The 26,533-nt window shown below is 50.3% G+C and carries 22 protein-coding genes; 12 read left to right on the top strand and 10 right to left on the bottom strand.

The window, feature by feature from the left end; all coding sequences use genetic code 11:
* Nucleotides 1-14: 14 nt before the first annotated feature.
* The 4 genes from obgE to BLQ17_RS08170 form a co-directional block, all read right to left on the bottom strand.
* Nucleotides 15-1,016, bottom strand: a complete 1,002-nt coding sequence (obgE, locus tag BLQ17_RS08185; protein ID WP_092221698.1) for a GTPase ObgE — start codon at nt 1,014-1,016, stop codon at nt 15-17.
* A gap of 131 nt (nt 1,017-1,147) precedes the next feature.
* Nucleotides 1,148-1,405, bottom strand: a complete 258-nt coding sequence (rpmA, locus tag BLQ17_RS08180) for a 50S ribosomal protein L27 (RefSeq protein WP_092221696.1) — start codon at nt 1,403-1,405, stop codon at nt 1,148-1,150.
* A gap of 66 nt (nt 1,406-1,471) precedes the next feature.
* Nucleotides 1,472-1,783 (bottom strand): 50S ribosomal protein L21, encoded by a 312-nt coding sequence (gene rplU / locus BLQ17_RS08175; protein ID WP_092221694.1) that lies wholly within the window; start codon nt 1,781-1,783, stop codon nt 1,472-1,474.
* 219 nt (nt 1,784-2,002) lie between these two features.
* On the bottom strand, nt 2,003-2,452 hold the full coding sequence (locus BLQ17_RS08170) for an AP2 domain-containing protein (RefSeq protein WP_245695054.1): 450 nt from the start codon (nt 2,450-2,452) through the stop codon (nt 2,003-2,005).
* A gap of 311 nt (nt 2,453-2,763) precedes the next feature.
* Between BLQ17_RS08170 and BLQ17_RS08165 the strand changes: the two genes are divergently transcribed.
* The 9 genes from BLQ17_RS08165 (at nt 2,764) to dusB (ending at nt 11,372) form a co-directional block, all read left to right on the top strand.
* Nucleotides 2,764-3,159 carry a MazG nucleotide pyrophosphohydrolase domain-containing protein gene (locus tag BLQ17_RS08165; protein WP_092221692.1) on the top strand — a complete coding sequence of 132 codons (396 nt, stop codon included), beginning with the start codon at nt 2,764-2,766 and terminating at the stop codon, nt 3,157-3,159.
* A gap of 195 nt (nt 3,160-3,354) precedes the next feature.
* Nucleotides 3,355-3,768 carry a 30S ribosomal protein S6 gene (gene rpsF, locus BLQ17_RS08160; RefSeq protein ID WP_092221691.1) on the top strand — a complete coding sequence of 138 codons (414 nt, stop codon included), beginning with the start codon at nt 3,355-3,357 and terminating at the stop codon, nt 3,766-3,768.
* 48 nt (nt 3,769-3,816) lie between these two features.
* Nucleotides 3,817-4,062 (top strand): 30S ribosomal protein S18, encoded by a 246-nt coding sequence (gene rpsR, locus BLQ17_RS08155; protein WP_092221689.1) that lies wholly within the window; start codon nt 3,817-3,819, stop codon nt 4,060-4,062.
* Between the two features lie 26 nt (nt 4,063-4,088).
* Nucleotides 4,089-5,057 carry a DUF2232 domain-containing protein gene (locus tag BLQ17_RS08150; RefSeq protein ID WP_092221687.1) on the top strand — a complete coding sequence of 323 codons (969 nt, stop codon included), beginning with the start codon at nt 4,089-4,091 and terminating at the stop codon, nt 5,055-5,057.
* A gap of 70 nt (nt 5,058-5,127) precedes the next feature.
* Nucleotides 5,128-5,580: a 50S ribosomal protein L9 gene (rplI, locus tag BLQ17_RS08145; protein ID WP_092221685.1), complete on the top strand. Its 453-nt coding sequence runs from the start codon at nt 5,128-5,130 to the stop codon at nt 5,578-5,580.
* A 182-nt stretch (nt 5,581-5,762) separates the two neighbouring features.
* A complete protein-coding gene (gene dnaB / locus BLQ17_RS08140; RefSeq protein ID WP_092221683.1) occupies nt 5,763-7,151 on the top strand; it encodes a replicative DNA helicase in 1,389 nt (462 codons plus the stop codon).
* A 79-nt stretch (nt 7,152-7,230) separates the two neighbouring features.
* Nucleotides 7,231-9,726, top strand: coding sequence for a leucine--tRNA ligase (leuS, locus tag BLQ17_RS08135; protein WP_092221681.1), 2,496 nt, complete (start codon nt 7,231-7,233; stop codon nt 9,724-9,726).
* A gap of 82 nt (nt 9,727-9,808) precedes the next feature.
* Nucleotides 9,809-10,330, top strand: a complete 522-nt coding sequence (gene lptE, locus BLQ17_RS08130) for an LPS assembly lipoprotein LptE (protein ID WP_092221679.1) — start codon at nt 9,809-9,811, stop codon at nt 10,328-10,330.
* A gap of 97 nt (nt 10,331-10,427) precedes the next feature.
* Complete coding sequence (gene dusB / locus BLQ17_RS08125) at nt 10,428-11,372, top strand: tRNA dihydrouridine synthase DusB (protein ID WP_092221677.1); 945 nt, start codon at nt 10,428-10,430, stop codon at nt 11,370-11,372.
* 2 nt (nt 11,373-11,374) lie between these two features.
* On the opposite strand, the gene BLQ17_RS08120 is transcribed toward dusB, so the two are convergent.
* Genes BLQ17_RS08120 through BLQ17_RS08105 form a run of 4 tightly spaced genes read right to left on the bottom strand, consistent with a single transcriptional unit; the run spans nt 11,375 to nt 16,269 of the window.
* On the bottom strand, nt 11,375-12,784 hold the full coding sequence (locus tag BLQ17_RS08120; RefSeq protein WP_092221675.1) for a beta-barrel assembly-enhancing protease: 1,410 nt from the start codon (nt 12,782-12,784) through the stop codon (nt 11,375-11,377).
* Nucleotides 12,781-13,803, bottom strand: a complete 1,023-nt coding sequence (locus BLQ17_RS08115) for an NAD-dependent epimerase/dehydratase family protein (RefSeq protein ID WP_092221673.1) — start codon at nt 13,801-13,803, stop codon at nt 12,781-12,783. The genes BLQ17_RS08120 and BLQ17_RS08115 overlap by 4 nt, the downstream gene beginning before the upstream one ends.
* Entirely contained in the window at nt 13,782-15,398 is a 1,617-nt protein-coding gene (locus BLQ17_RS08110) for a fatty acid CoA ligase family protein (RefSeq protein ID WP_092221671.1), read from the bottom strand. Before BLQ17_RS08110 ends, BLQ17_RS08115 begins: the two co-directional genes overlap by 22 nt.
* Nucleotides 15,399-15,402: 4 nt before the next feature.
* Entirely contained in the window at nt 15,403-16,269 is an 867-nt protein-coding gene (locus BLQ17_RS08105) for an alpha/beta fold hydrolase (protein ID WP_245695048.1), read from the bottom strand.
* Between the two features lie 543 nt (nt 16,270-16,812).
* On the opposite strand from BLQ17_RS08105, the gene BLQ17_RS08100 reads away from it, so the two are divergent.
* Nucleotides 16,813-17,013 carry a cold-shock protein gene (locus BLQ17_RS08100; RefSeq protein WP_092221669.1) on the top strand — a complete coding sequence of 67 codons (201 nt, stop codon included), beginning with the start codon at nt 16,813-16,815 and terminating at the stop codon, nt 17,011-17,013.
* 101 nt (nt 17,014-17,114) lie between these two features.
* On the opposite strand, the gene maeA is transcribed toward BLQ17_RS08100, so the two are convergent.
* Complete coding sequence (maeA, locus tag BLQ17_RS08095; RefSeq protein ID WP_092221667.1) at nt 17,115-18,851, bottom strand: oxaloacetate-decarboxylating malate dehydrogenase; 1,737 nt, start codon at nt 18,849-18,851, stop codon at nt 17,115-17,117.
* Nucleotides 18,852-18,925: 74 nt separating this feature from the next.
* Here maeA and BLQ17_RS08090 point away from each other — a divergent pair, with 74 nt between their 5' ends.
* Complete coding sequence (locus BLQ17_RS08090; protein WP_092221665.1) at nt 18,926-19,978, top strand: KamA family radical SAM protein; 1,053 nt, start codon at nt 18,926-18,928, stop codon at nt 19,976-19,978.
* A gap of 2 nt (nt 19,979-19,980) precedes the next feature.
* Here BLQ17_RS08090 and priA read toward each other — a convergent pair whose 3' ends face one another.
* A complete protein-coding gene (gene priA / locus BLQ17_RS08085; RefSeq protein ID WP_092221663.1) occupies nt 19,981-22,524 on the bottom strand; it encodes a replication restart helicase PriA in 2,544 nt (847 codons plus the stop codon).
* Between the two features lie 246 nt (nt 22,525-22,770).
* Here priA and hrpA point away from each other — a divergent pair, with 246 nt between their 5' ends.
* Nucleotides 22,771-26,523 (top strand): ATP-dependent RNA helicase HrpA, encoded by a 3,753-nt coding sequence (gene hrpA, locus BLQ17_RS08080; RefSeq protein ID WP_092221661.1) that lies wholly within the window; start codon nt 22,771-22,773, stop codon nt 26,521-26,523.
* The last annotated feature ends 10 nt before the right edge of the window (nt 26,524-26,533 follow it).

Genomic DNA, 26,533 nt, shown 5'->3' with positions numbered 1-26,533 from the left:
GTTTTTATTTTTAATCATTGGCCGTCCTGCATTTTCTCCAAAGTATCTACAATAAGCTGTTTGAGTTCTGAGAGGCCATCACCGGTCTGTCCGGAAACCGGCAGCACCTTGTCACAGAATTTTGCAAAGACAGTGTACAGCTCTTTGAGACGATTTTCATCAATCAGATCGATCTTGTTGAGCACCAGAATCTGAATACGGCCAGCCAGCTCCTCTTTGTAGCGAAGCAGTTCGTCGGAAATTATCCGGTAGTTGTTCTCCACCTCCTCTTCCGCTGCGTCGACAACGTGTACCAGGATACTGGTACGCTCTACATGTCTGAGGAAATTGTGTCCCAGACCGACACCCTGGTGCGCGCCCTCAACGAGACCGGGGATATCCGCGATAATACACGGTTCAAAATAACTATACTGCAATACCCCCAGCTGAGGCTCAAGAGTGGTGAAAGGATAAGCACCAATTTTGGGGTTTGCCGCGGACAGTCTGGACAGCAACGTTGACTTTCCGGCGTTTGGCAGTCCCACAAGACCCACATCGGCAATGAGTTTGAGCTCAATAACGAGCCAGAATTCCTCCCCACCCTTACCCTTGGTGGCGATGCGGGGGGTCCTGTTGGTGCCACTGGCAAAGTGGGTATTGCCCAGGCCGCCATCTCCACCTTTGGCAACGATGAACACATCCCCGTCCATGGTCAGGTCGGCCAGGCATTCGCCTGTCTCGGCGTCTTTGATAACAGACCCGACAGGAACATCTACGGTGCACGATTTCCCGCCGCGACCGTGCATATCCTTGCCCTTGCCGTGTTCGCCTCTTTCCGCCTTGAAGTGGGATCGATACTTGAAATCGATCAGCGAGGTCAAAGCGGAAGAAGCCCTGATAATGACATCTCCACCCCTGCCCCCGTCTCCACCGTTTGGTCCGCCCTTGGGGACGTACTTTTCACGACGAAAACTGACACATCCATTGCCGCCGTCACCGGCCTTCACATAAAACTTAGCATAATCGACGAAAGCCATGTATTTCCCCCGCCCTTGTTTTTAAAGCAAAAAAAAGCTCGACCTTCAATCAGAATTGAGGTCGAGCTCCATCATCTCCTGCCAAGCTGCCTGGTTGCAACTTCAGGAACAGTATAATACTACGTAATTAATCAAGCAGCAGGATATACACTGACACGCTTTTTGTTTTTGCCGAAATCTTCGTACTTGACGACACCGTCAACCTTGGCGAAAAGCGTGTAATCACGACCACAACCTACATTTGTTCCGGGATGGATTTTGGTTCCCAGCTGCCGAACGAGGATGTTACCGGCCTTAACCACCTGGCCTCCGAATCTCTTAACTCCCCGACGCTGACCCGCACTGTCACGTCCGTTCCTCGAACTACCACCTGCTTTCTTATGAGCCATCTTCTACTCCTTTTGTCAGCCGTTCACCAGGCTGGATTCAACTCTATGTTAATATCTGTAACGCATTTACGCTGATATTTCTTCTATCTTCAAAGCGGTATAAGCCTGTCTGTGGCCTCTTTTCAAGCGATATCCCTTACGGCGCTTCTTCTTGAAGACGATTACCTTTTTGCCTTTACCCTGCTCTGCGATCTTGGCAGTGACCTTTGCATTATCGAGCACAGGCTGTCCTATTTTCACCTCGTCTCCGTCGACGACCATCAATACATCATCCAGATCTACACTGTCGCCAACATTTCCTTCGAGTTTTTCCACCCGAACCTGGTCTCCGCAGGCAACCTGATATTGTTTGCCGCCCGTACGTATAATCGCATACATATATATACCTCTCTGAAAAGTACTACTCAGTTTTTAGTAAAAAACTACGTTATGAAATATTGCAAGAACCCCGTATTTAACAGTTTCTCCAGGCCACTGTCAACATAATTCAACACTTAACAGCTTTTTAATCCTTCTTTCAGAAAAACAAAAAACCCCTTTAGCGTCATAGTCTGTCCGCTATAGGGGTTTGAAACGCCCTCTTGTCTCCGAAGGAATCTATCCGCCGTAAGACAGCCGTGCTTTTTCCTTCTCCGCTCGAATGGCACAGGCTCTTGCAAATGCGGCTTTTTTGCCGTGCTTGGCAATAGACACGGAGGTCTTGCCCTGTTTCCCTTGGTGGGTGACCCAGCTCACTTCGTAGCGATTGAGTTTCTCATTGAGTCTCACCCCTACCACTCCGGTTCCGGAGTTGGAGACGGTGACCATGTGTTTGTTGGTCCGCACCTTTCCCAGCTTTTTTTCGGTCTTATCTCGCCAGCTGATTGCGGAAAGAAGGCTGGAATATCTCCCGCCGCACTTCCTGTCGGAAAAGAACTTCGAGTGGGTTTTACCAAGAAAGCGAACCCGGACATACCAGCCGTGCGTTCTCTTCGACTCCTGGTCGATCCTAGCTATATCCTTGTGTTTTTCCAAAAGTATTTTCTGTTTCTTGTCTTCTTCCATCATAACCCTCGACAATGCTTGGTTAATTTGTCGACATTCAAGTCGCCGAAACACTCTCGGCGCCAGCCGATATTTTATCCTGGATTTATGTATAAAGTGCCATGTAATTGACACCGAGCTGTAATGCTGTACTGTAGGGGAGGGGGTACACCAAAGCCTGACAACAGCTTCTACTACAAGAAATATCTGCAACGGAGCGCCTTGTCAACCTTTTTTACTACAACGTGGCAAAAAAAACGTGTTATAAATTCGATGCCTTTACAAAAAACAACCCTCGTCAGTAAACTCAACCCACCTAACAATTTATACTAGAAATGACCCAAACAAACCAAAACTTACAATCTCTTCTCGAAACTATCAGGATCCTCAGAGGTGAACACGGATGTCCGTGGGACAAAAAACAGACAGCCCTCTCAATGGTGAAATATCTCAAGTCGGAGTGCCAGGAACTGACCGAAGCACTCGAGCAGAACCAGCGCGTCGGGATACGCGAGGAGCTTGGTGACCTGCTCTATATAATCCTGATGTTGTCAGAGATTCACGCTGGTGAAAATTTATTTACTCTTGACGAGGTAATCAATGATATAAATGAAAAATTAATCCGTCGTCACCCCCACGTGTTTGCAGGCACTACCTACAGCGACGAAGCCGAACTGACCGCCCAGTGGAATGCAATCAAGGCAGAGGAAAAGAAAAAAAAATACATTTGACACAATTATTTGCTCCCGGTATTATATCCAGTTTTTACTGTCAGGGCTGAACTTTTACAATGAACAGTCCGCTAAGTATACACAACGACAGGGGTTGTTGTGTCCCTTCTCGCTCTCTGCCATAAGCAAAGCGCGAGGGCCGAAAACTATGGAAAGAATCTTTCCAGAAAACCATGAGTCCACGAGGAGGAAATCATGAGAAGGTACGAAACGATCTTTATTCTAAGACCCAATGTCGGGGAAGAAGAGATCAACAGAATTATCGGTTATACAACTGACATCATCACCGATGAGAAAGGTTCCATTATTGAAATCAACAAGTGGGGCCTCAAAAAACTTGCGTATCTCATTAAAAAAGAGAGTCTCGGATTTTACGTCTACTGCGATTACGCCGGCACCCCGGCTGCTGTTGCGGAGATAGAACGTAAATTCAGGATCGACGATTCCGTCATGAAATACATGACTGTCAAGACTGCGGAAACGATAGATGCTGAAGAAATCGAGCAGGCTCTCGCAGCCTTGTCGGAGAAACAGGCTCTCGCCGCAGAGGCTGCAGCTGATGAGGAAGGTGAAGAGGTTGAGACGGCGGATGAGTCCGAGTTGGAATGATAACCAGATAATTTTTTGATCATATATAACCCAAGAGGAGGGTAAACCATGGCAGCAAGACCTCAGAAAAAACTTTTTTCCCGTAGAAAAACCTGCAGATTCTGCTCTGACAAAGAGCTGGTCATCGATTATAAAGATGTTAAGACACTACGGAATTTTGTCAGCGAACGCGGCAAAATCATTCCCCGCCGCATAGTTGGAACCTGTGCAACCCACCAGCGGCAGCTTTGTGAGGCGATTAAGCGGGCCCGGCAAATTGCATTTTTGCCGTACTCCGGTTCGTCCCAGGGGTAACCTGAAACAATTGCCAGGAACATATTGTGGTGAACCAGGAACAGACCGGACCGGAACTGACCCAAATCCTTCAGACGCTAGCGATATCGTGTCTGGTCATTATTCTGCCGGGTATATATTGGTCAATGTTCGGGTGGACGCATATGCTGCTGCCCCTGCTTTCGTTCTATATCCTCAGCAGGTTCGGAGAACATACCGGCAAGAGGTTCCTTGTCACCGCTGGTATTCTTTCAGGGGTAGTCCTTCTGTTGCTGAACCATTTCGACCTGATTATTTTTTCAGCAATACTTATGCTTGGCGGAGGCGTTCTTTTCAGCGCTGCAAAAAAAAAGAACTCTCCGGCACTCAGCGGTCTGAAGGCCTGCGCGACCCTCGGTCTGAGCTGGATTGTTGTTATCGCGGCCTACTCCATCATATCAGGAGGGTCACCCTACGCCGACCTGCTGGCCAGTATTGACAGCACTATAAACGAGACCATTCAGTATTACCGGCAAAGCGATGAAGTTTCAGCAGAAAGCCTGGTGATGGTTGAGCAGTTACTGCTCCAGGTACAGGCTGTTGTTCCGCTTGTGATGCCCTCTATTCTCGGCGGGGTGATCATTACCCTCACCTGGTTTACCATGGTGGTCGGCAACAACCTGCTGCTGAGGCATCACGACAAGGCTCCGTGGTTGCCCTATGCCATGTGGCAACTGCCTGAACGGCTCATCTGGATGGGGATTATTTTTGGTGCATGTGTAATAATCCCCATCCATCTGCCAAGGGCAGTCGGTATAAACGGACTTTTCCTGCTAAGTATCGTATATTGCTTTCAGGGTCTGGCCGTAGTGGTGTTCTACCTGAACAAATGGAAGGTTCCCGTTCTTTTGAAAGCATTCTTTTATGTGATGCTGGTGCTGCAATCGTTTGGCACCGTGATTCTGCTCTTTTTGGGAGTAACCGACATATGGTTTGACTACAGAAGAATAAAGCGCAACAAGGCGATCACCCCCTAACATACAACTAAAAAATATAAGCTGCTGAAAATACGCTTATCGATTCATATAGCCAAAGGAGTTTAAAAAAATGGAACTCATCTTAAAAGAAACAATCAGTTCTCTCGGATTTGAAGGAGACGTGGTAACTGTTAAAGACGGTTACGGCAGGAACTATCTTCTTCCTCAGGGCAAGGCGGTAGCCGCCACAGCGGAAAATCTTAAAATACTTGAAGAAAACAAGGCTGCCATCGAGGCGCGGCGCGCAGCGGACCAGAAAAATGCCGAGGCCATCGCCAAGAAGATATCCGGCATCGAGGTTGTGATCGAACAGCTGGCCGGCGATGACGAAAGACTGTTCGGTTCGGTCTCCAACACCGACATCTGTGCCAAGCTTGCCGAACTTGACGTCAAACTGGACAAGCGCCAGATCCTTCTGGCCGATCCGATCAAAACTCTTGGGGATACCAGTGTCACTGTCAAAGTCGGCTTTAACGTTTCCGCAGAGATTTCAGTAAAGGTTGTCCCACTGAAAGCCAAATAACAGCAGTCAGTGTAACCTGACTAAAAAAAATCTGTCACGCTTGGAGTTTTATCAAAGAAGCGACAGAGGCTTGCTGAAAACACACCAAGAGGGTTGACCTTCCTGGTGTGTTTTTGTTTAATGACCCCTTGGTATAAACCCCACAACACAACTTATATATATTGGCCCCAAAGAGCCAGCCCATGACCAGAGACGCCATCACCACCGGATCGACACCGTCTGCTATGCCTGCAAAACTGCCTCCGCAAAACGTTGAGGCCGAACAGGCCGTGCTGGGATCCATCCTGCTCAAGGACAATCTACTCGGCACCGTACTTGAAATAATCAAGCCGGAAGACTTCTATAAAGATGGCCATAAACTCATTTATGAAGCGATAGTTGATCTTTTCGAGAAAAATGAACCGCAGGACCTGCTTACCGTTTCCAACCTGTTGAGCAACACCAACAGACTGGAAAAAGCCGGCGGCGCAGCCTATCTGGCAATGCTCACTTCAATGGTGCCGGTCACTTCGAATATCCTCAGCTATGCCAAGATCATAAGGGAAAAATCGATCCTCAGAAGATTAATTCTGGTCAACAGCGATATCGCCCAGAGGTGTTATGAGGAGCAGAACGATATCGGTCTGCTGGTCGATGAAGCGGAGCAGGCTATCTTCGATATAGCTGGCAGCAAGGGAGAGCAGCACTTCACCCATATCAAATCTATTGTCCCCAAAGCTTTTGCCACGGTGGAACAGCTGTACAAACGCAAGGAACTGATCACCGGAGTACCTACCGGGTATTTTGAAATCGACAAAATGACCGCCGGACTCCAGCCTTCCGACCTGATCATTCTCGCAGCCCGACCTTCAATGGGGAAGACCTCATTTGCCATGAATATAGCGCAGCATGCAGCGCTCATCGAGAAGACAGGGGTTGCAGTCTTCAGCCTTGAAATGTCCAAGGAACAGCTGGTAATGAGGCTTCTCAGCTCCGTCGGTCGTATCGATTCGCAGCGCATACGTACCGGTAAGCTCCGCAGCGAGGATTGGCCAAAGCTCACCCGTGCCGTGGGCATGCTGAGCGAAGCCCCGGTATTTATCGACGACACCCCGGCCATAACCGTTCTCGAGATGCGCGCCAAGGTGAGACGACTCGCATCCCAGAACGATATCGGCCTTATCATCGTCGACTACCTGCAGCTCATGCGGGGACGCACCACCGAAAACAGGACCCAGGAGATCAGTGAAATTTCCAGATCCCTCAAGGCCCTCGCCAAGGAACACAATGTACCGGTGATAGCCCTTTCCCAGCTCAACAGGGGTCTTGAGAGCAGAACCGACAAAAGGCCCATGATGTCTGATCTTCGCGAGTCCGGTGCCATTGAGCAAGATGCCGATGTGATCTGCTTTATCTACCGCGACGAAGTGTATAACAAGGCAGAAGACAACCCGGAAAGAGGAACGGCGGAGATAATTATCGGTAAACAGAGAAACGGGCCGACCGGTGTCTCCAGGCTTGCGTTCATCAAGGAGTACACCATGTTTGAAAATATGAGTACCTTTGACGAACCTGGAGATTACGAACAGTAAAATGGTTGCAGCAACACCGAAACAGCATCAATAACAGAGTACACAATACAGCATAAAGTTACGACAGAGGCGAAAAACCATGACCAGAGAGAGCGATGCTCCCAGTAAGTACGATTTTAAATCCATTGAGCAGAAGTGGCAGAATCAGTGGGAACGAGAAGAAACCTACAAGGTGTTTGAGGACGACGACAAGGAAAAATACTATGTCCTGGAAATGTTCCCCTATCCTTCCGGCAGAATCCATATGGGGCACGTTCGCAATTATTCAATCGGCGATGTAGTGGCACGCTACAAGAGAATGCGCGGCTACAATGTGCTTCATCCCATGGGCTGGGACGCTTTCGGCCTTCCTGCCGAGAATGCGGCGCAGAAAAACAACAGTCACCCTGCGGACTGGACCTACTCCAACATCGACTACATGCGCAACCAGCTCAAACAGCTGGGGCTTTCCTACGACTGGTCCAGGGAAATTGCCACCTGTAACCCCAAGTACTATGAGTGGGAACAGCGGCTGTTTATCGAGATGTATCAAAAAGGACTGGTTTACCAAAAGGTGACCACCGTCAACTGGTGCGAATCATGCCAGACTGTGCTGGCCAACGAACAGGTCATCGACGGGGTATGCTGGCGGTGCGACGAGCCGGTTACACCGCGAAAAATGAACGGCTGGTTCTTCAAGATCACCGACTATGCCGAAGAACTGTTACAGGATCTGGACACCCTCACCGGCTGGCCGGAAAAAGTTGTGACCATGCAGCGCAACTGGATCGGGAAATCGACCGGTCTCAATTGCGAATTCAAGGTTGATCAGTCCGACACCAAAATTGCCATCTTCACTACCAGGCCCGACACCATATTCGGCGTCACCTTCATGTCGATTGCCCCGGAACACCCCCTTGTGGAAGAATTGATCAAGGAAGTACCGAACAGGAAGGAAATCAGCTCGTTTATAACCGACATCATCACCGAGAAGCAGCGGCAGAGAATAGACGAAGAACCAGAAAAGAAAGGGATTTTTACCGGACGTTACTGTATCAACCCCTTCAGCGGCAAAAAAGTGCCGATTTATATCGCAAATTTCGTGCTGATGGAGTACGGCACCGGGGCGGTCATGGCCGTGCCCGCCCATGACCAGAGAGACTTCGAATTTGCCAGGAAATACGGGCTCGATATCGAACCGGTGGTTGTCCCGGAAGGAACTGTCCTTGACCCGCACAGCATGGAGGAAGCGTCTACCGTCCCCGGGCTGCTGACCAACTCCGGCACGTTTGACGGCATGGATTCGCTCAAGGCGCAGCAGGCAATAATCGATTTTGCCACGGAAAACAGCTTCGGCTCCGCCCATGTAACGTACCGGTTGCGCGACTGGGGAATCTCCAGGCAGCGGTACTGGGGGGCGCCGATCCCAATGATCCACTGCGACAAATGCGGAGTTCAGCCGGTGGCAGATGATGAATTGCCGGTCCTGCTTCCCGAAGACCGCGACACCAACACCACCTGTGTTCCCCTGCATCAGCGGCCGTCCTTTATCGCCGCCAAGTGCCCCGCATGCGGCGGGGATGCCAGACGGGAGACCGACACCATGGACACCTTTATGGAGTCTTCGTGGTATTTCGCCCGGTTTGCCTCTCCCCGGGACACCAACAGTCTTGTGGATAAGGACAAGGCATCCTACTGGCTCCCCGTCGATCAATACATCGGCGGCGTGGAGCACGCCATTTTGCACCTGCTCTACTCACGTTTTTTCGTGAAAGTTCTCAGAGACCTGGGATATCTTGACTTTGACGAACCGTTCTCTAACTTGCTGACCCAGGGAATGGTTATCAAAGACGGTTCCAAGATGTCGAAATCAAAAGGCAATGTGGTTGATCCAAATGACCTTATCATGGAGTACGGGGCCGATACGGTACGGCTTTTCAGTCTGTTCGCCGCCCCGCCGGAAAGGGACCTGGAATGGAGCTCCCAGGGGGTTGAAGGCGCGTCCCGATTTCTTAACCGGGTACACCGGTTCATCCTTGCAAATGTCGATCTTGTCGACAACCAATTCACCGAGATTCCTGAGAATTTAAGCGAAGCCGGCAAAGCTCTGCACCGCAAGACCCATCAGACGATAAAGAGAGTGACCGACTCCATTGAGCAGAATTTTCATTTCAATACCGCCATTAGCGCGATGATGGAGCTGTTCAACACCTTGAGTTCGAGTGTCGGCGACAACAACCGGGACAACCTCGAGCCGGAGGTAGCAGCGGAAGCGGTTTCGGTACTGCTGCTGCTCATGTCGCCCATGGTTCCACACTTTGCCTCGGAAATGTGGCAAAAGAGCGGCAAGACCAGCTCAATCGAGGATCATATCTGGCCCCAGTTCGACCAAGTGGCCGCCAAGGAGGATCTTTTGACTATCGTCGTTCAGGTAAACGGCAAGGTCAGATCCCGGTTGGAAGTAGAAGCCGATATCAGCGACGAAGCCCTCAAGGAACTCGCGCTGGCCGATGCAAAAACAATTAAATTCATTGACGAAAAACCGATTAAAAAGGTGATTGCAGTCAAGAAGAAACTTGTTAATATTGTCGTTTGATACTACTATTGGTTGCCGGTAACGCATTATAACCGGCAACCGTTTTCTTATTTTTCATCCCCATGAGTAGAGGAGATCAAACGTGAAATTTATTCTGCGAATGCTTCCGCTTGTGCTGGTGCTCCTTTTGGTCAGCCAGTGCGGTTACAAGAACCCCAATATATACAACGGCCCTCACAAGACAATCTACGTCGCCCAGTGGAAAAACCGGACCAGCGAACTGGAACTGGACCAGAAAATATACCGCTCACTTACCGAATGGTTTGAAAAATCGGGATCGATCTCAACTGTGAGACAGAAAGGAGGCTCCGACCTGATCCTTGCAGGAGAAGTCATATCGATTGAACTGCCGAGCCTTTCATACTACAACAGCAGCAATGCATCGGAAGTTAAGGTCAGGCTGAGGGTACGGTATATCCTGAAGGAAATTGCAACTAACAGAATTCTTGTCGAGGTCCCTGACGAAACGTGGACCGAGGAATATTTTGTGTCTTCCAGCTCAAGCACCAATATGGACAACGAAGAAGACGCGCTGGATATCATTGTTGAAGATCTTTCTAAAAAAATCTATCAACGAACGGTCTCCCTGCTCCCCACCCTGTAACCTTACCCAGGGATTATCCCAGTACCCGGCCTTTTAACGAGCGGCGACCGTTGCTGCCGCCAAAAGGGTCGGGGCCTGCGCACAACAGTTGCCAAAGATGTTTTCGATAGCTCATCACCGTTTTGAATCGCCCTTTATACTCGCCCCCCTTGCCGGATACACCGATCTCCCCTTCCGCCTGCTGTGCCGCCGGTACGGGGCGTCGTTTTGTGTTTCTGAGATGATCAGCTGCCACGGGCTGGTGTACAACCAGTCCAACACCTTGCGGATGCTGGAGTCGGTGCCCCAGGAAAAACCGGTTTCCTTTCAACTTTTTGGTGCTGAACCTGAAGCTATGGGGGAAGCGGCGGCTATCCTTTCCGACAGGAAACCGGAAATGATAGATATCAACATGGGCTGTCCGGTCAGAAAGGTAACCAGAAAGGGTGGCGGTGCCGCGCTTATGACCACTCCGCAAATCGCGCGCCGAATCATTCTGGAAGTGGTGAAAAACGCGTCGGTTCCGGTGACGGTAAAAATGAGGTCCGGCAAAGATCAAGCAACGATAAACTGCGTCGAATTTGCCAGGATGGCAGAGGAGTGCGGCGCATCGGCGGTCACCATTCACGCAAGAACCTGGTCCCAGGGTTTTTCCGGAACCATTAATCCCGACCATATCCTCATGGTCAAGTCGGCACTGTCGATTCCTGTCATCGGAAACGGTGATATCGGCTCGAGACGGGAAGGGCTTGAGATGATGAAACGCACAGGGTGTGATGCGGTGATGATCGGCAGGGGTGCCCTTGGCAACCCGTGGATTTTCAGTGATCAAGGACGACCGGCAACCCTTGCGGCAATATCGGCGGGGGCAAGGGAGCATCTTTCGCTGATAGAGGCCTACCTGCCTGCTGAAAGGATTCTTGGGTACGTCAAAAACCAGATATGTCGCTACTTCCGGTCTCTGCCGGACTGTTCCGCGCTGAGAAAAAACATCTTTGGTGCCGGAGACCTCCCCGCGCTGAAAAAACTCCTTGAAATACCACCAGATCCTGGGCAACAGTAATTCTATTCCTGCAGCTTCCTGATTCTGGCAAGAAGAATCTCCGCCTGTTTTTTCATGTTCTCCGGCAGACTTTTGTCCTGCAGCGCATTTTTCAGACTGAAGGTTGCAAGGTCAAACTTGCCCTCGAGCATATGGAATTTCCCAAGGTAGTAGTTGGCCGTCCCGGCTTTTTTCTGGGTCGAAGCAAGTTGTCCCAGCTCATAGTACACACTTGCGTACTCGGGCAGTTCATAGGACACTGTTTTAAACAGCTGGCCGGCCTCATCAAGCCTGTTGCTTACGGCCAGAAGCTTGGCCAGGGTGTAGACGGCGTACATCAACTCGCCGTCTTTTGCGATGACTTGCCGCAAAAGCTGCTCGGCACCGGCGAGATCCCCGGACTCAAAAAGCATTACCGCCTTATCGCAGTAAAGGATGTTTTCTTCTGGAAACTGTTCGATAACCGTGTCGATAAGCTCAAGGCTTCGCCCATAATCCTTTTCACCGGCGTAAAGTTGCGCAAGGCCGTATATGGCCATTGTTTTTTCCGTTGCGCTCGAGTTTTTTGCCGTTTTTATACTGGCATAGTACCCTTTTAAGGTCTGGCTGTTTTCCGTTCGTAAAAGAATTCTGTATTTGAACCGCAAAAATTCGAACTGATTGCTCGGATTTACATGGGTCTCGTCCCGAACATTTTCAGAATCCATCAACGACTCTATGGCATCAAGCCTCGCCTCGGGGTTAGGGTGGGTCAACAGGTACTGGGGCAGCTTGTCGCTCCGGTACCTTGCTATGCGCCTCATTGTCTCCAGCATCTGTACCTGTCCGCCGGTATCCATGTGCAGCTTTTTCATCCAGTCGTAGGCAAGCAGGTCCGCTTCGGCCTCATGTTCCCTGCTGAAATGAAGATTCATGCTCTGGCCCGTTGCCAGGGCTCCTGAGAACAGTACCGGGGTGACGGCTCCACCAAACGCGACAGCCGCCAGCGCAAGGCCGAGAGATGTCATCGAACTGTAGGTGCCTTTTTCCATCCTTGAAGCGAGGTGCCTTTTTACTATATGTCCGATTTCATGGGCTAAGACAGAGACGAGCTCTTCCTCGCTCTGCATCGCTTTTATCAGTCCGGAATGGAAAAAGATCAGTCCGGAAGGAGCAGCAAATGCATTAAACTCCTTGTTTTCGATAACAAAAAAGTGGTAGTCGAAATACTGGATCCCGGCCACATCTAGAACATCCTTGCCGAGCTTGGTTATATACTGGGTAATATCCGGGTCATCAATGAGATCAAAGCTGGACCGAACGGAGTAGAGAAGGCGTTCTCCCACCTCACGCTCTTCCGCTATGTTGAATCCATAGCCGGGAGAGACGGCTGTGGACAGGATAAAAAACAGGGTCATTGCCCATGTAACTGTCTTTCTGTATAAAGATTTCATCGCTTCATCAACCAGTTGACTGTTGTTTGCAACCCCTGCTCGGTACTGACCGCGGGGGTATATCCCAGCAGTCGTTGCGCGTTGCCTATGGAAAAGTAGTGAGACCTGGCAAGCTGCTCGGCAAGGAACCGGGTCATGCGCGGTTCCGAGTCAGATCCCATCAGTAAGTACAGCTTCTCCATTATCCAGCCAATACTATAGGCAGTCTTGTAGGAAACCGCTTGTTCCACCTTTGGTATGTCAAGCCGTGAAAACAGATCGTTTATCCAATCCCAGAGATTCACCGGTTCCCCCTGACTGATAAAAAAAGCCTGTCCGCTGGCACTGCCTGAATCTGCAAGATTTTGTGCTGCGAGAATGTGCGCTTCGGCCACATTGTCGATATAGGAAATATCGACTAAATTGTCACCGCTACCCACCCGTTTCAGTTTTTTCTCTGTTCCTGCGGCAATAAGTCTTGGCAGCAGGTGAGGGTCGCCGGGCCCCCAGATCAGGTGCGGCCTGAGCGCGCAGCATCTCAGGTTGTCACCGGCCGATGCCAGGACCTCTTTTTCGGCCATGATCTTGCTTTTGGCGTAATGACATAAATGGGTGGATCCGTACGGTAACGACTCGTCATCGCCTTCTATACTTTCACAGTTAAAGACCACCGACGGCGACGAGGTGTGTACCAGTATCGGCACGTTGTTTTTCCGGCAACCGTCTATGACGGTGCTGGTACCGACAACGTTGGTTGTGTAATAGTCGGACCATTTTCCCCATATACCGGCGAGAGCTGCGGTATGAAAAACCATATCGACATCTTTTGCAGCCGTTGCTACCACGTCCGGGTCCGCCACACTGCCCCTGATGCATTCAACCCCCAGAGCTTCAAGCGCCGGGTAACGGTTGCGACCGACAACCCTGGTGTTGACCCCTTTTGCCAGCAGTCGATTGACGATGGCCCTGCCGACAAACCCGCCGCCACCGGTCACCAGCGCTTTTTTACCTTCGATATCTACAACTTCTTCTGTGCCCATATCGCTAATTTTTCCCGAAAAATTTTTGCATTATGCCGGATGTCCACCGGAAAGGAAGGGTGTACAAAAAAATGTTCGACTCTTTCGGTAAGCGTGTTTTGCTTGGCAAGCGCCTCCACCTCCCGGAGAAGAGTGGTGTTGTCGATCGCTTTGTCTTTAACCGGTTCAACAATCAGAGCGGGGAAAGTATCGCCGCCCGGAGAAGTCAATCCGACCAGTGCCGAACGATAAACCTCGGGATGTTCGTTTATCAACGCCTCACAACATACAGAATAGTAGATTCCATCTCCGGTTTCAACCCGGTGGGCTTTACGTCCGCAGAACCACAATCGTTGGCTGCCGTCGAGATAGCCGACATCACCCATCCTGTGCCAGAAACCATCGACATCGGCTATCTTGGCAAGCCTTGTCTCCTCATCGTTGTTCATGTACGCCCTGGTAACGACTTTTCCCTTCACGACAATCTCACCGATCTCAAAAGCACCAAGTTCCTTGGCATCATCAATCCGACCGATCTCCCCCGGGCATGGTTCGATTATCTTTAGCCGGATTCCAGGAAGGGGGCGGCCGACGCAGGTGCCCTTTCCTTTCCTGCTGGCCAGGGCGGTCTCAGTTATTATCTCCCTGCTTTCAATCGACACTGTGGGCAAACTCTCGGTAGCGCCATAGGGGGTGTACACCTGGGCATGGTCCGGCAGAATACTCAGTACCCGCTGCAACAGTTCGTATGGAACCGGAGCGCCAGCCATCAGCACCTTGGTGACGTTTTCAAGGACAATCCTGCGAGCGATGCAGTAGTTTGAAACTACGTTCCATATTGCCGGCGAACCAAATGAATAGGTTACCGAGTGTTGCAATATCGAGGCGACGAATTTTTCCGGATCGACCTGCGCCGGCCTGGTCGGATCCATGTCGGGAATCACCGACCTTGCCCCGAGTGCAGCAGAGAAAAGGGCGAAAAGAGGAAAACCGGGCTGATCGGTATCCTGATCGCCGAGTTTATAATATTGTCGTATCAACTCCAGCTGGGCGCTGAAGATTTTGTGTTCGTACCGTACGCCTTTTGGCGGACCGGTGGAACCGGTGGTGAAAATTATGGCGGCCAGGTCATCGGGCCCGGGATGATACACCGGATAGGGAGCGGCCGTTCCATCTATCTTGGCGGTGATGTCCGGTCCCAGTAAGCCAAATGAATTTCCGACACAAAATTTTTTCTTTACCGACTTGAAAGAACTACCAAACAGTCTAGCAAAAAGCAGAGCTTTCGGTACGCCGATCAGATAGTCGGGAGAAACTTTTTCGATACATCTTAATAGGTTTCTGTATCCCATGCCGGGATCAATCATAACGATCGGCGTACCCAGTTTGAAAAGAGCCAGGGTTATCGATATGAAGTCAATCGACGGCAGGACCATCAGCATTACAATTTTTCCTGGAACCAGCCCGTTGTTGCTCAGGTATGCCGCAAAACCGTCTGCTCTTGCATTTAACTCGGCAAAAGTGACCGACCGATTGGTGGAGGCTTCTGTGACGGCGGTTTTCCCTGCGTTTCTCAGTGAAGTTTCAACAAAGGTTTCAGCGATATTGACAGTCATTGTTTCAGGGACTCACCCTCTGCGTAAAAAATGATAAAACCAGCGGCTCCACCTCGTCTTTTTTATCCTCCAGAACATAATGGCCGCCGTCTTGAAAATAGTGGTGTTGTGCACTGGGAAAACGCTGTTTCCATTCCTGGTAAAAATAATCGTTAAAGCAAAAATCCCTGCCGCCCCAGACGATCATCATCTCTGTTTGAGCCTGCTCAAGACTTTTAAGTCCAAGCTCGATTTCAGTAAGCGTCTTATAGCTGGGATGGTCCGGTGCAAGAGGTATGTCGGCCACGAAACGGTGTATGGCAATCCTGTTGGCCCAGTTGTCATACGGAGAAATATATGCTTTTGCCACCGCTGGTAACATTTTTTTATTCACCGCCATGAAGGTGGCAGGCCACGCAAAACCATTGAATAACCTGACGAGAATTTCACCAATGACGGGAAGTTTGCACACCCTTATCCGCAGCGGTATTCTTGTTGAGCGAAATGCGGCAGTGTTGAGCACTACTATCTTGTCAATATCCGCCACCCTGCCAACGGCGACCCCCATGCCGATGGCCCCTCCCCAGTCATGGACCATCAGGGAAAATTTCTCGATTCCCAGATGGTCAAGCAGACAATTGAGGTTTTTTATATGCTGGGACAGGGTGTAATTATAATCCTGCGGCTTATCGGACAATCCGCAGCCGATGTGATCAGGAACTATGACCCGATGGGTAGCTTTCAGGGCCTGTACAAGATGCCGATAGTAGAAAGACCAGGTCGGATTGCCGTGTACCATGACCACCACAGGCCCCGATCCTTCATCGAGATAATGCATTCTGTGGCCGTCAAGGGTTATATGGTTCGACGAAAATAAATAATCGGGGTACAAAAGACCATCCCTTAAAAAGAAATTAACAGTGATGGGTGTCAACACCGCGGACAAGACCGGAAACCACTTTTATGGCCTGGTTTTCGGTACTGCGACCCTGCCCTCCGGTTGCCGGCGAAAAAACATAACACGTAGATACAGCAATAAAATATCAAATGTGCACGGATTTCGATCTTAAACTCCACGGGAAGCTGCTGTCAACTATTAAAGGGTTTTCCGGGGACGAACCGTCTACTGTCATTTTGTCGAGTGACGCCAAAGTACCACATTGTGGTTACCGAAAGCCCGTTATCAGAATTTTTTTTTGTTTTCTGCACGATCTAACAATTAAAAGTATAAACATCTTGCTTTTATCAAAGCGATATGCTAAACGAACCATGTTGTGTAATATAACAGCTTAATTAACAAGTGATTTTAATATGCACAGCGAATTCAGCCGGTGCATTTAAGAGACATTATGCAACACAACGGATGTCTGGCCAGTGAGTGGCCGGAACTTTATTAACGGTTCCGCAGAGAACCGAGTACAAAAGGAGTAGTTCAATGGCAGAAGGTACAGTGAAGTGGTTTAATGACGCAAAAGGTTTTGGATTTATCGAACAAGATGGTGGGCAAGATGTTTTTGTACATTATTCCGCTATCCAATCTGAGGGATTCAAGTCCCTGGAAGAAGGTTCACGGGTCACATTTGAGATCGTTGATGGCCCCAAAGGCCCTGCCGCTGACAAAGTACAAAAGCTGTAATCAGGTAGTGTAGTATAAACATTGCAAAAGCCCCGATGAACGGTCTTCGTTCATCGGGGCTTTTTTTATTGGTAAAATTCTCCTATCACCCGCGGTCACAATCACATCGGAACCAGCGACAGGTATTCCGGTTTCCAGCGGATCTTATCAATGAGTCTGGCCATTCTGGCCTGGTCGTCACCGGGTTGAAAATCTGAATAGACACAAGGTCTGTTAATACCTTTTTCCACTGCACACATAGCCACGGCAAGCGCAATTTTCTTGGCCACGGCCCGGATGTCTCGCAGTGGCGGCATCAGGTTTCCTTCCTCCAGCTGTTCCGGTGAAAGCAGCGCCGATGCCTGCTCCGCAGCAACGGTAAAGAACTCTGGCAGCACCTCGTTTGCCCCGGAGGCCAGAATCCCCAGTACGACTCCGGGGAAGATGAGCGCGTTGTTGCATTGGCTTATGCCGTAAGCGCTCTCGAGCATCTCGCTTGTGGAACAGGGATTTCCCGTGGCGATAAGTATCCCTTTCTCACTCCACTTGCCTATATTCTGGCAGAACAGTTCAGGCGCCAGGACATGATGAAACAGAGGCAGGATGACCGGCCGATCGGTATTCTTTTTGATTTCGGCCACGGTATCGTCGTTGAAGAAATAATCCTGCCCGGTGGTGCCGATGAGAACGGTTATTCCCGCTTCTCTGATGATTCCGGGAATATCCACCGGATCAAGGTCCGCGATCCACGGATGGAGTCCCTTGTCCTTGGCAAATTTTTTCTTGTGAAAATCATTTTCTTTGTGGCGGGTTATAAGACCGCCAGAATCGACTATGAAAATCCGCTGACAAGCTTCTTCTTCGCTCAGGCCGCGGTCTTTGAGGTTTCTGGTGAGCTGTTCTGCTATGCCTATTCCGCCGCAACCGGCGCCATGGATGAGGAAACGTTGATCGATAAGTGATTCCTCCTTGATTTTCATGGCCGAGAGAAGGGCAGCAGCAGCAACAGCTCCGGTTCCCTGGATATCGTCGTTAAAGGAGATCAGTTCGTCACAGAACGCATCGTTTATGGAGAACGCGATCTTCGGTGAGAAATCTTCCCACTGGCACAGCGCATTGGGAAAAACGTTGCGGAACGCCCGGACAAAGCGACCGATAAAGGAGAGATATTCCTCGCCTTTAAGACGCCGCTGAGGCCACCCGAGATATTGCTTGTCCGCGAGCAGCTTTTCATTATCCGTTCCGACGTCAAGGGAAATAGGCAGACAGTGCCACGGGGCAATGCCCGCACCCTGGGTGTAGAGCATAAGTTTCCCAAGACAGGCAGCGATTCCTCCCGCCCCTTGGTCACCCAGCCCCAGGATCCCGTGATTGTCGGTTACCACGGCGACCCTGATATCACGATGAGCAAACCTTCTGAGGATATCTTCGGCACGGTCTATGTTGCCGGGATAGAAATGCAGACCGTTCGCCTGTCTGAACATCGACGAATAGCGCTGCACGGCATAGCCCACGGTTGGCGTATATATAATCTTCGCGTATGTATCGATGTCGCTTTTTATAAGAGCGTGAGCGAGAGTGGCGTTACGATTAAAAAGAGCTCTGATGAAGATATATTTTTCAATGTCGCCGACTTTTTCCTGAACCTTGACACGGGTAGTCTCCAGCTGATCATCAAGGTTTCTCACGCCCGGCGGCAACATCGCGTCCAGGTTTAGGCTCGATCTCTCTTCCAGGCTGAACGCGGTTCCTTTGTTTATATAACTGCACGACCGCGCAGGCGCACCGCTTGCGTAAACAATTATCTCTTTTGTGTTTCCGTATTCATCGTATTTAAACCGGTACAGATTTGCAGACATGTTCAGGCCCCTTTTTCTTATATATAAAAAAGTATAATTGACAAGCAATGTCCTTTCCCCCATAATGGGGCGCTATGGAAAACTGGCAAGAAATCTTACAGCAGAGCATAACGACACCCGAAGGATTGGCGGAACGGCTGGGTTGTGATATTAACGCATTACCCGAGGTAATTGCAAACTTTCCGATGCGCATCAATCCTTATTTTTTGAATTTAGTCACAGCTGCCGACGACCCCCTGGGCAAACAGGTGATTCCGGACAAAGCCGAACTCGATGATCGGGTGTGTATCCCGGATCCGCTCGGTGAAGAAGAGCTGAGTCCCGTCCCCAATCTGGTCCATAAATATCCAGACCGGGTACTGTTTCTTGTCAACAACAGTTGTGCCGTCTACTGCCGGTTCTGTACCCGAAAGAGAATGGTCGGCACTCCCAGGATGCGTACTTCAAAAGAGACCCTTGAACAGGGTTATGAATACCTCAAGAGCCATCCTGAAGTGCGTGAGGTGCTGGTGTCAGGTGGAGACCCGCTGCTGCTGTCCGACACCATGCTCGATGAAATTCTCGGCAATCTGCGAAAGATTCCCTCGATCGAAATTATCAGAATCGGCACCAGGGTGCCGTCGGTACTGCCGATGAGAGTAACTGAAGACCTCGTCGCCGTCTTAAAAAAATATCATCCGCTCTATATCAACACCCACTTCAACCACCCAAGGGAAATTACGGAGCAGTCGAGCCTGGCCTGCACCATGCTCGCCGACGCCGGCATACCTCTTGGATGCCAGACCGTGCTGTTAAAAGGGGTCAATGACAACATCGACACCATTAAAGAGCTTATGCGGGGGCTTTTGCGCATAAGGGTGAAGCCCTACTACCTTTTTCAGGCCGATCTCACCAGGGGCGTAGATCATTTCCGGACAAACACCAGGGTTGGGATCGATATCATGAAGCAGCTCTACAGTCACCTGTCAGGAATGGCTGTACCGACTTTCGTTCTCGATGCACCTGGAGGAAAAGGCAAAATACCGCTTACACCAGACTATATTGTCAGCAGCAGCGACAAGGAATTGGTATTTGAAAATTATCAGGGAAAACTCTGTGTTTACCCCGAAGCCGGCTGTTCCTTGTAACTTTACATCATCGATTCCGGATCGACGTCGATTACCAGGTTGCACTGGCTATTAACAAGTTGCCTGCTGCTCTCCCGCAGCCGCTGACAAAGCTGGTGAAGGTGGTGCGGACTGGGGCTCTTTAGCAGTATCTGCCACCTGAAATTATCCCTGACCCTGTCAAGGGGGGCCGGTGCCGGACCGAGAATTTCCATGCGGTTTTTCGAGTCCGCTGCAAATTTTCGGCAAAACCGTGCAACGTCCAGACAGGTGGTTCTCACCGAGCTTTCGACTCTTCCCTGTATGCGCAAAAGGACAAGTCTTACAAACGGCGGGAAAAACGGGTTTTTCCGAAGCTCGATCTCGTGGTTGTAAAATTTTTCATAGTCATGGCTCTTGGCATACTCTATGGCATAATGATCGGGACGCATCGTCTGGATCAACACCCTGCCGGGAGCCTCTTCCCGCCCCGCACGGCCGGTGACCTGGGTGATAAGCTGGAAAGTCCGCTCCGCTGCCTTGTAGTCCGGCATGCTCATGCCTCCGTCCGCCCACAGCACACCGACCAGGGTTACTTTGGGAAAATGATGGCCTTTGGCAATCATCTGGGTGCCGATGAGGATATCGATATCTCCATTATGCATTTGTGACAGGATGGTAATAAACTTTTTTCTGTCGGCGGCGATATCCGAATCGATCCTTTTGATCCGCGCATCGGGCAGCAGTTCGGCTAACTCGTTTTCCACCCTTTCCGTTCCGAATCCTACCGGCTGCAGATCCATTGACCGGCACTGACCGCAGACCAGACTGGCGCTCTGGGTAAACCCGCAGTAGTGACACATCATGCTCTCCCTCTGCTTATGATAGGTCAGGGAGATATTGCAATGATTACAGGAGACCGGGGTACCGCAATCCCTGCACACCAGCGCCGTTGCAAACCCTCTCCTGTTCAACAGCAAGATGACCTGTTTTTCATCGGCCATGGTGTCTTGCATCATCTGCAGCAGCTCCTGCGAGATGATCGTTTTTTTCCTGATCCGGTTTTTACTATTGAGATTTAATAGCGCCGTCCGCGGCAAGGAACTGCTCCCTACCCTCTTGCTCATTTCCAGAAGGCGATACTTACCGATCCTTGTGTTGTAATAGCTGGTCACAGACGGCGTGGCAGAACCAAGAATGACGGTACAGTCGCTGTGTTTAGCCCGCAGCACGGCAAGATCTCTTGCGTGATAGCAGAAACCGTCGTCCTGTTTGTAGCTCGAGTCATGCTCTTCATCTACGATTATCAGGCCCGGCTTAGTGAGCGGTGCAAAAATTGCGGACCTCGCCCCGATCACGATTTTTGCCCTGCCGTTAAGAGCCATAAAGAACTGATCGTACTTCTCCGCTGAACTCATACCCGAATGCAACAGGGCGACGTTGTCACCAAATCTTGAAACGAAATGCGCCTCAAGTTGTGTGGCAAGCGCTATTTCAGGAACGAGAACGATCACGTCCCTGCCCAGCTCAAGTGTTCGTTCTGCACTTCTCAGATACACCTCGGTCTTGCCGCTGCCGGTAACCCCGTGCAAAAGAAATGGAGCAAATTTTGTCGTGCCAATGGCCGCTGCAATCTCTGTTACTACTGCTTCCTGCTGGCTGGTCAGCTCCTCGGGCCTGGGATAATAACGCAGCTGCTCTCCGAGGGGACTTCTATATATCCGGTGCTGGGACTCATATATGAGCTGCTTGTCGATGAGTTCTACAATTCTTGTCCGCGCATTAGGGTAGAGATCCAGAACCTCTTTGTGACTGATGCGGAGGGTCTGTTTTTCATTTGCCAGCCCACCAATGACCAGAAGTGTTTTAGCCTCTGATTTCTTTAATACCATCCCGCAGGTAAGCTCTGTTGTCTTTATGCACAGCGCTATCTGTTCAGCACAAACGGCAAAATTTTCAAAGCGGTCAAGAACATTGGTGCCAAGCGGGGCTAATTCGTAGCATTTCTCTTTTTTGGCGCTGACCCGGTCCTTTGCAACTGAATTAGCTATTTCCACCACGCCCGAATCGGCAAGCTCAGCGATTGTTTTTTTCCAACGGCTGGTGGTAAGGATTTTTCTCGATTCGCGGGCAGAAAGTGTTTTTTTTGCGACCAGCTGGTCAGCCCACGGTGGCACCTTGTCACCGAACCTTTCCAGGAACTCCACAGAGCTGGCTTTAAGAACTATCCGTGTCACACTTTGCTGGGTCATACCTCCCGGCAGCGCCGCCTTTATCACCAGCCCCAGGGGGTACTGATAGTAGTCGGCCGCCCATCGGAAAAAACGAACCATCGACTCATCGAAAACAGCCCGGTCGTCAAGAAACCTGTTAATCGGCTTTATCCTAAAGGGTAACTCCCCTTCTGTTTCCACCATATCGTCAACCACATAGCCAGTAACCTGCCTGCCCCCAAGCGGTACCAGCACCCGTCTGCCGACAAGAGAGAATACTTCCCCGGCTACCGGCACCACTGCAAGATCGTCTGGGCAACTGTAGGTTAGAACCGTGTCCAGGGGGACCGCCAGCGCCACTTCAAGGTAAGTCATCGGGTTTCATCACTGGGTTGTGGGTGAAAAAGCATGGTTAAACTCATATCTCTTTAAAAAATATTGGGGAATTTCGATCCATTTTCCGGTGGCAGCTGACAACATGCCCGGTTATGGTGTATATGTCATGACAAACGACAATCTGAAACCATTAAACCCTGTGCTGCTGCCAGGTCGCCCCGCGGGGCAACCTCATCGGCTGACAGCAAGATGTAACATACTTCCAGCATCACATCTATTTTTTTCATGATTTTTAAATACCCCGCCCATCTGCCTATTTCACCGGAACGAAAACGCATCATAACCACTCTAAGAAACAATCAGGTCGTCATCGTCGCTGGTGATACTGGTTCTGGAAAAACAACCCAGCTCCCGAAAATGTGTATTGAAGCATTTCCCGACTCCAATCTCGTCATTGGATGCACCCAGCCAAGACGGATTGCCGCTACTTCCGTCGCCGGTCGGGTCGCGGAGGAGTTGCAGGCAGGACCGGCAACAGTCGGTTACAAAATCCGTTTTCACGATCATACGTCTAAAGAGACGAAGATCAAATTCATGACCGACGGGGTGCTGCTCGCCGAGACCCGAAGCGATCGGCTGCTGTCACAATACGGTGTCATCATCATCGACGAAGCCCATGAGAGAAGTCTAAATATCGACTTTTTACTGGGCTACCTCAAAAAACTGCTTAAATATCGTCGTGACCTGAAGGTCGTAATCAGCTCGGCGACAATAGACACTTCGGCTTTTGCCAAACATTTTGACGACGCCCCGGTTATCTCAGTTTCCGGACGCACCTATCCCGTCACGGTAAAATACCGCCCCCCTGAGGATGGTGACAACGACGAATCCGAGAGTCTTGTCGAACACTGTGTTGCGGTGGTTAAAGAGCTCTTTGATCAGAGGGTTGAAGGCGATCTTCTCATTTTTCTTGCAACCGAAAGAGAAATCAGGCAGTGCTGCAAGCTGCTTCAAAGCCATTTTCCCCACTGCGTGGTACTGCCACTGTTTGGCAGGCTACCCTCCGGCGATCAGCGCAAGATCTTTCAACCCCAGAAAAAAATAAAGATCATCGTTGCCACCAACGTTGCCGAGACATCGCTTACGGTTCCCGGAATACGGTATGTGATCGACAGCGGTCTGGCAAGGATCTCCTATTATAATGTCAGGGCCAAAACCACAAGTCTGCCGGTTACCAAGATTTCACAGGCAAGCTGCGACCAGAGAAAAGGCAGATGCGGGCGGGTGGGGCCGGGAGTCTGTATTCGCCTCTACTCAGAGGAAGATTACCTGGACCGCCAGCAGTTTACCCTGCCCGAACTCAAACGTTCGAACCTTGCCGAAGTCATCCTGCAGATGATCTCACTCAAGCTTGGAGATCCTGCCGATTTTCCATTTCTTGAACCGCCGTTTAACACGGCAATCAGGGAAGGCTACCGGTTGCTGAAAGAACTCGGTGCGATAACCGGAAGCAGGAAGCTGACCGGATACGGAAAGATCATGGCGGACCTGCCCATCGACCCCTGTATATCCAGGGTTATACTTGAGGCCAGACAGAATAACTGTCTTCGTGAAATCAAAATCATCGCCTCGGTTCTCGCCATTGCCGACCCCAGGGTACGGCCCGCCGACAGCGAGCAGGATGCCGACAACGCGCATAAGACATTTGCCCATCCCCATTCCGATTTCATGTCGTTTTTGAACCTGTGGAATCTCTATCACGATCAGGCCGGCTCCCACAAGTCATGGTCAAAGCTTAAAAAATTCTGTAAAGCTTCCTTTCTCTCTTTTCAGCGAATGCGAGAATGGTTCGATCTGCACGACCAGCTCACCCGAATGCTGTCAAAGCGCCAGGGGTTTTCCGATAACAGCGGTGATGGCGACTACCTGCAGATCCATAAGGCGCTGATCACCGGCTTTGCCAGAAACCTGGCAATGAAAAAAAACGGCCGTATCTACCAGGGTTCGCAAAACAAGGAACTCATGATCTTTCCCGGCTCTGGTCAATTTGCCAAAAGTCCTGGCTGGATACTCGGTGCCTCTTTTCTTGAGACCAATAATCTTTATGCGCTCACCGTGGCATCAATCGACCCGGACTGGATCAAGCAGTGCGTTCCGCACCTCTGTAAATATTCATGGAGCAACCCGAGGTGGCAGAAAAAAACCGGTCAGGTGGTCGCCGACGAGACAGCGTCCCTTTTCGGCCTGGTCATAAGCAGCGGCACCAAAGTCGATTTTGTAAAGCGGCACCGGAAAAACAGCAAGAGTGCCCGGGAGATTTTTATCCAGGCCCTCATTGAAGGTGAATTAAAAGGTTCCTATTCGTTTCTTACACACAATCTCTCGCTGATTAAAAAATGGCAGAATTCAGAAGACAGAATGCGGGTACGTAACCTGGTGGCAGATGACTTGATCCTGTCGGAGTTCTATGACAGCCGACTCCCTGATTCTGTATGCGACCAGCGCAGCCTCAACAAATTTTTAAAACAACACTCCGACCCCGAGCTGCTGGTTATGAAGGATAGAGATATCCTTATAAGACAGATCGATGACAGGGAACTTGTCGATTTTCCTACCAGAACAACCATCGGCTCAACGGAGATCCGTCTTGAATACCAATTTGCGCCGGGCACTGAAAGAGACGGGGTGACCTTTCGTATCCCCCTTCAGATGGCAAAAACCATGTCGCCTGAAAGATTCGACTGGCTGGTGCCCGGATTTATTGATGAAAAAGTCACCTACCTGTTCAAATCACTTCCCAAAAGCTTAAGAAAAAAGCTGGTTCCGGTCAACGAAAGCGTAGCCCGGGTGCTCGATGATATAGAGTTCGGCAAGGGTTCTTTGCTGACAGCTCTTGAACAATCGATTCTCAAGCAGTTTCGATTTCTTGTCGCCCGCGATCAGTGGACCAGGGAACTTCCACCACATCTGACCCCGATTTTTTTGCTGTTCGATGAACATGGGGATGAAATATGCAGTGGACGCAACCTGGCAGAACTGATTCACCAAAACAGCCGCGCCATGGAGCCGGACCCATCTCTGGTATTAAGAGGCAATGCTGAAAAAATCGTCGGAAAATGGCAGCACACTGAATATGTCACCTGGGATTTTGCAGGTCTTCCTTCCAGGGTCCCGATTTTCACCAAAACCGGTGAAACAGCAGGCTATCTCTATGGTGCTCTGCAGGCCGACCAGCAGAAACAAACGATCCAGGTAGTATTTGAGAATGATCCGGAAAAAGCCAGTCGGATCAATCGTGAAGGCACCCTTTTTCTGTTGCGCATCCCCTTTAAAGACCAGTACAAGGCGCTGAAAAAACTCTGCAGCACCAGTTTTTCAGGCCCTTCAACGTTAATATTTGCAAAACTTGGCCTTGATAGAAACGAATTGGTCAGGCTGGTGCTCGACTTTATCGTCGCATCGCTGTTTGCCCCTCTTGACGAAGGGATTATCGAGGAATCGGCCTACCTGTGCAAAATCGAACATCTCCGCAAGACCGGTTTTTTCAAAGAGGGCAGAAATATTCTCGAGCAGATTCTTGCATCCCTGCGACAACGCCGTGAAGTGGAATCGCAGCTAACCGCCCTGTTTGAAAAATCACGAAGCAAAAAACATTTCCTCCCGCCCCTGGAACAGGAATTCATGGCAGAGATCGACATGATTCTGCCCCACGACTTTCTGCTGTCAGACTTCGCTCTCGATTTCAATCAGGTCGAGCGGCAACTGCGGGGAATCTCGCTGCGGGCGCAACGGTTCTATGCAAATCCGGATAAAGACGCAAAAAAGAAGAGGCAACTTGAACCGCATCTGTCGAGGCTCATCGAGGGGCAAAAGAAGAAAAAGCTTCTCTCAGCCGATGCGCTGCGGGAATTTGTACTCTACCAGTCAATGTTCAACGAGTTCAAACTGCAGCTTTTTGCTCCGGAGCTGACTGGCAAGAACTCGATTTCCAGCAAAAAACTCGATCACCAGTGGAAGACGTTCTGCAGTACAAGCTAGCGGTGACCGC

This window comes from Desulforhopalus singaporensis, assembly GCF_900104445.1.
Classification (GTDB): Bacteria; Desulfobacterota; Desulfobulbia; order Desulfobulbales; family Desulfocapsaceae; genus Desulforhopalus_A; species Desulforhopalus_A singaporensis.
Note: the sequence above shows the minus strand (reverse complement) of the source record. Positions and strands in the feature narration are given on the sequence as shown.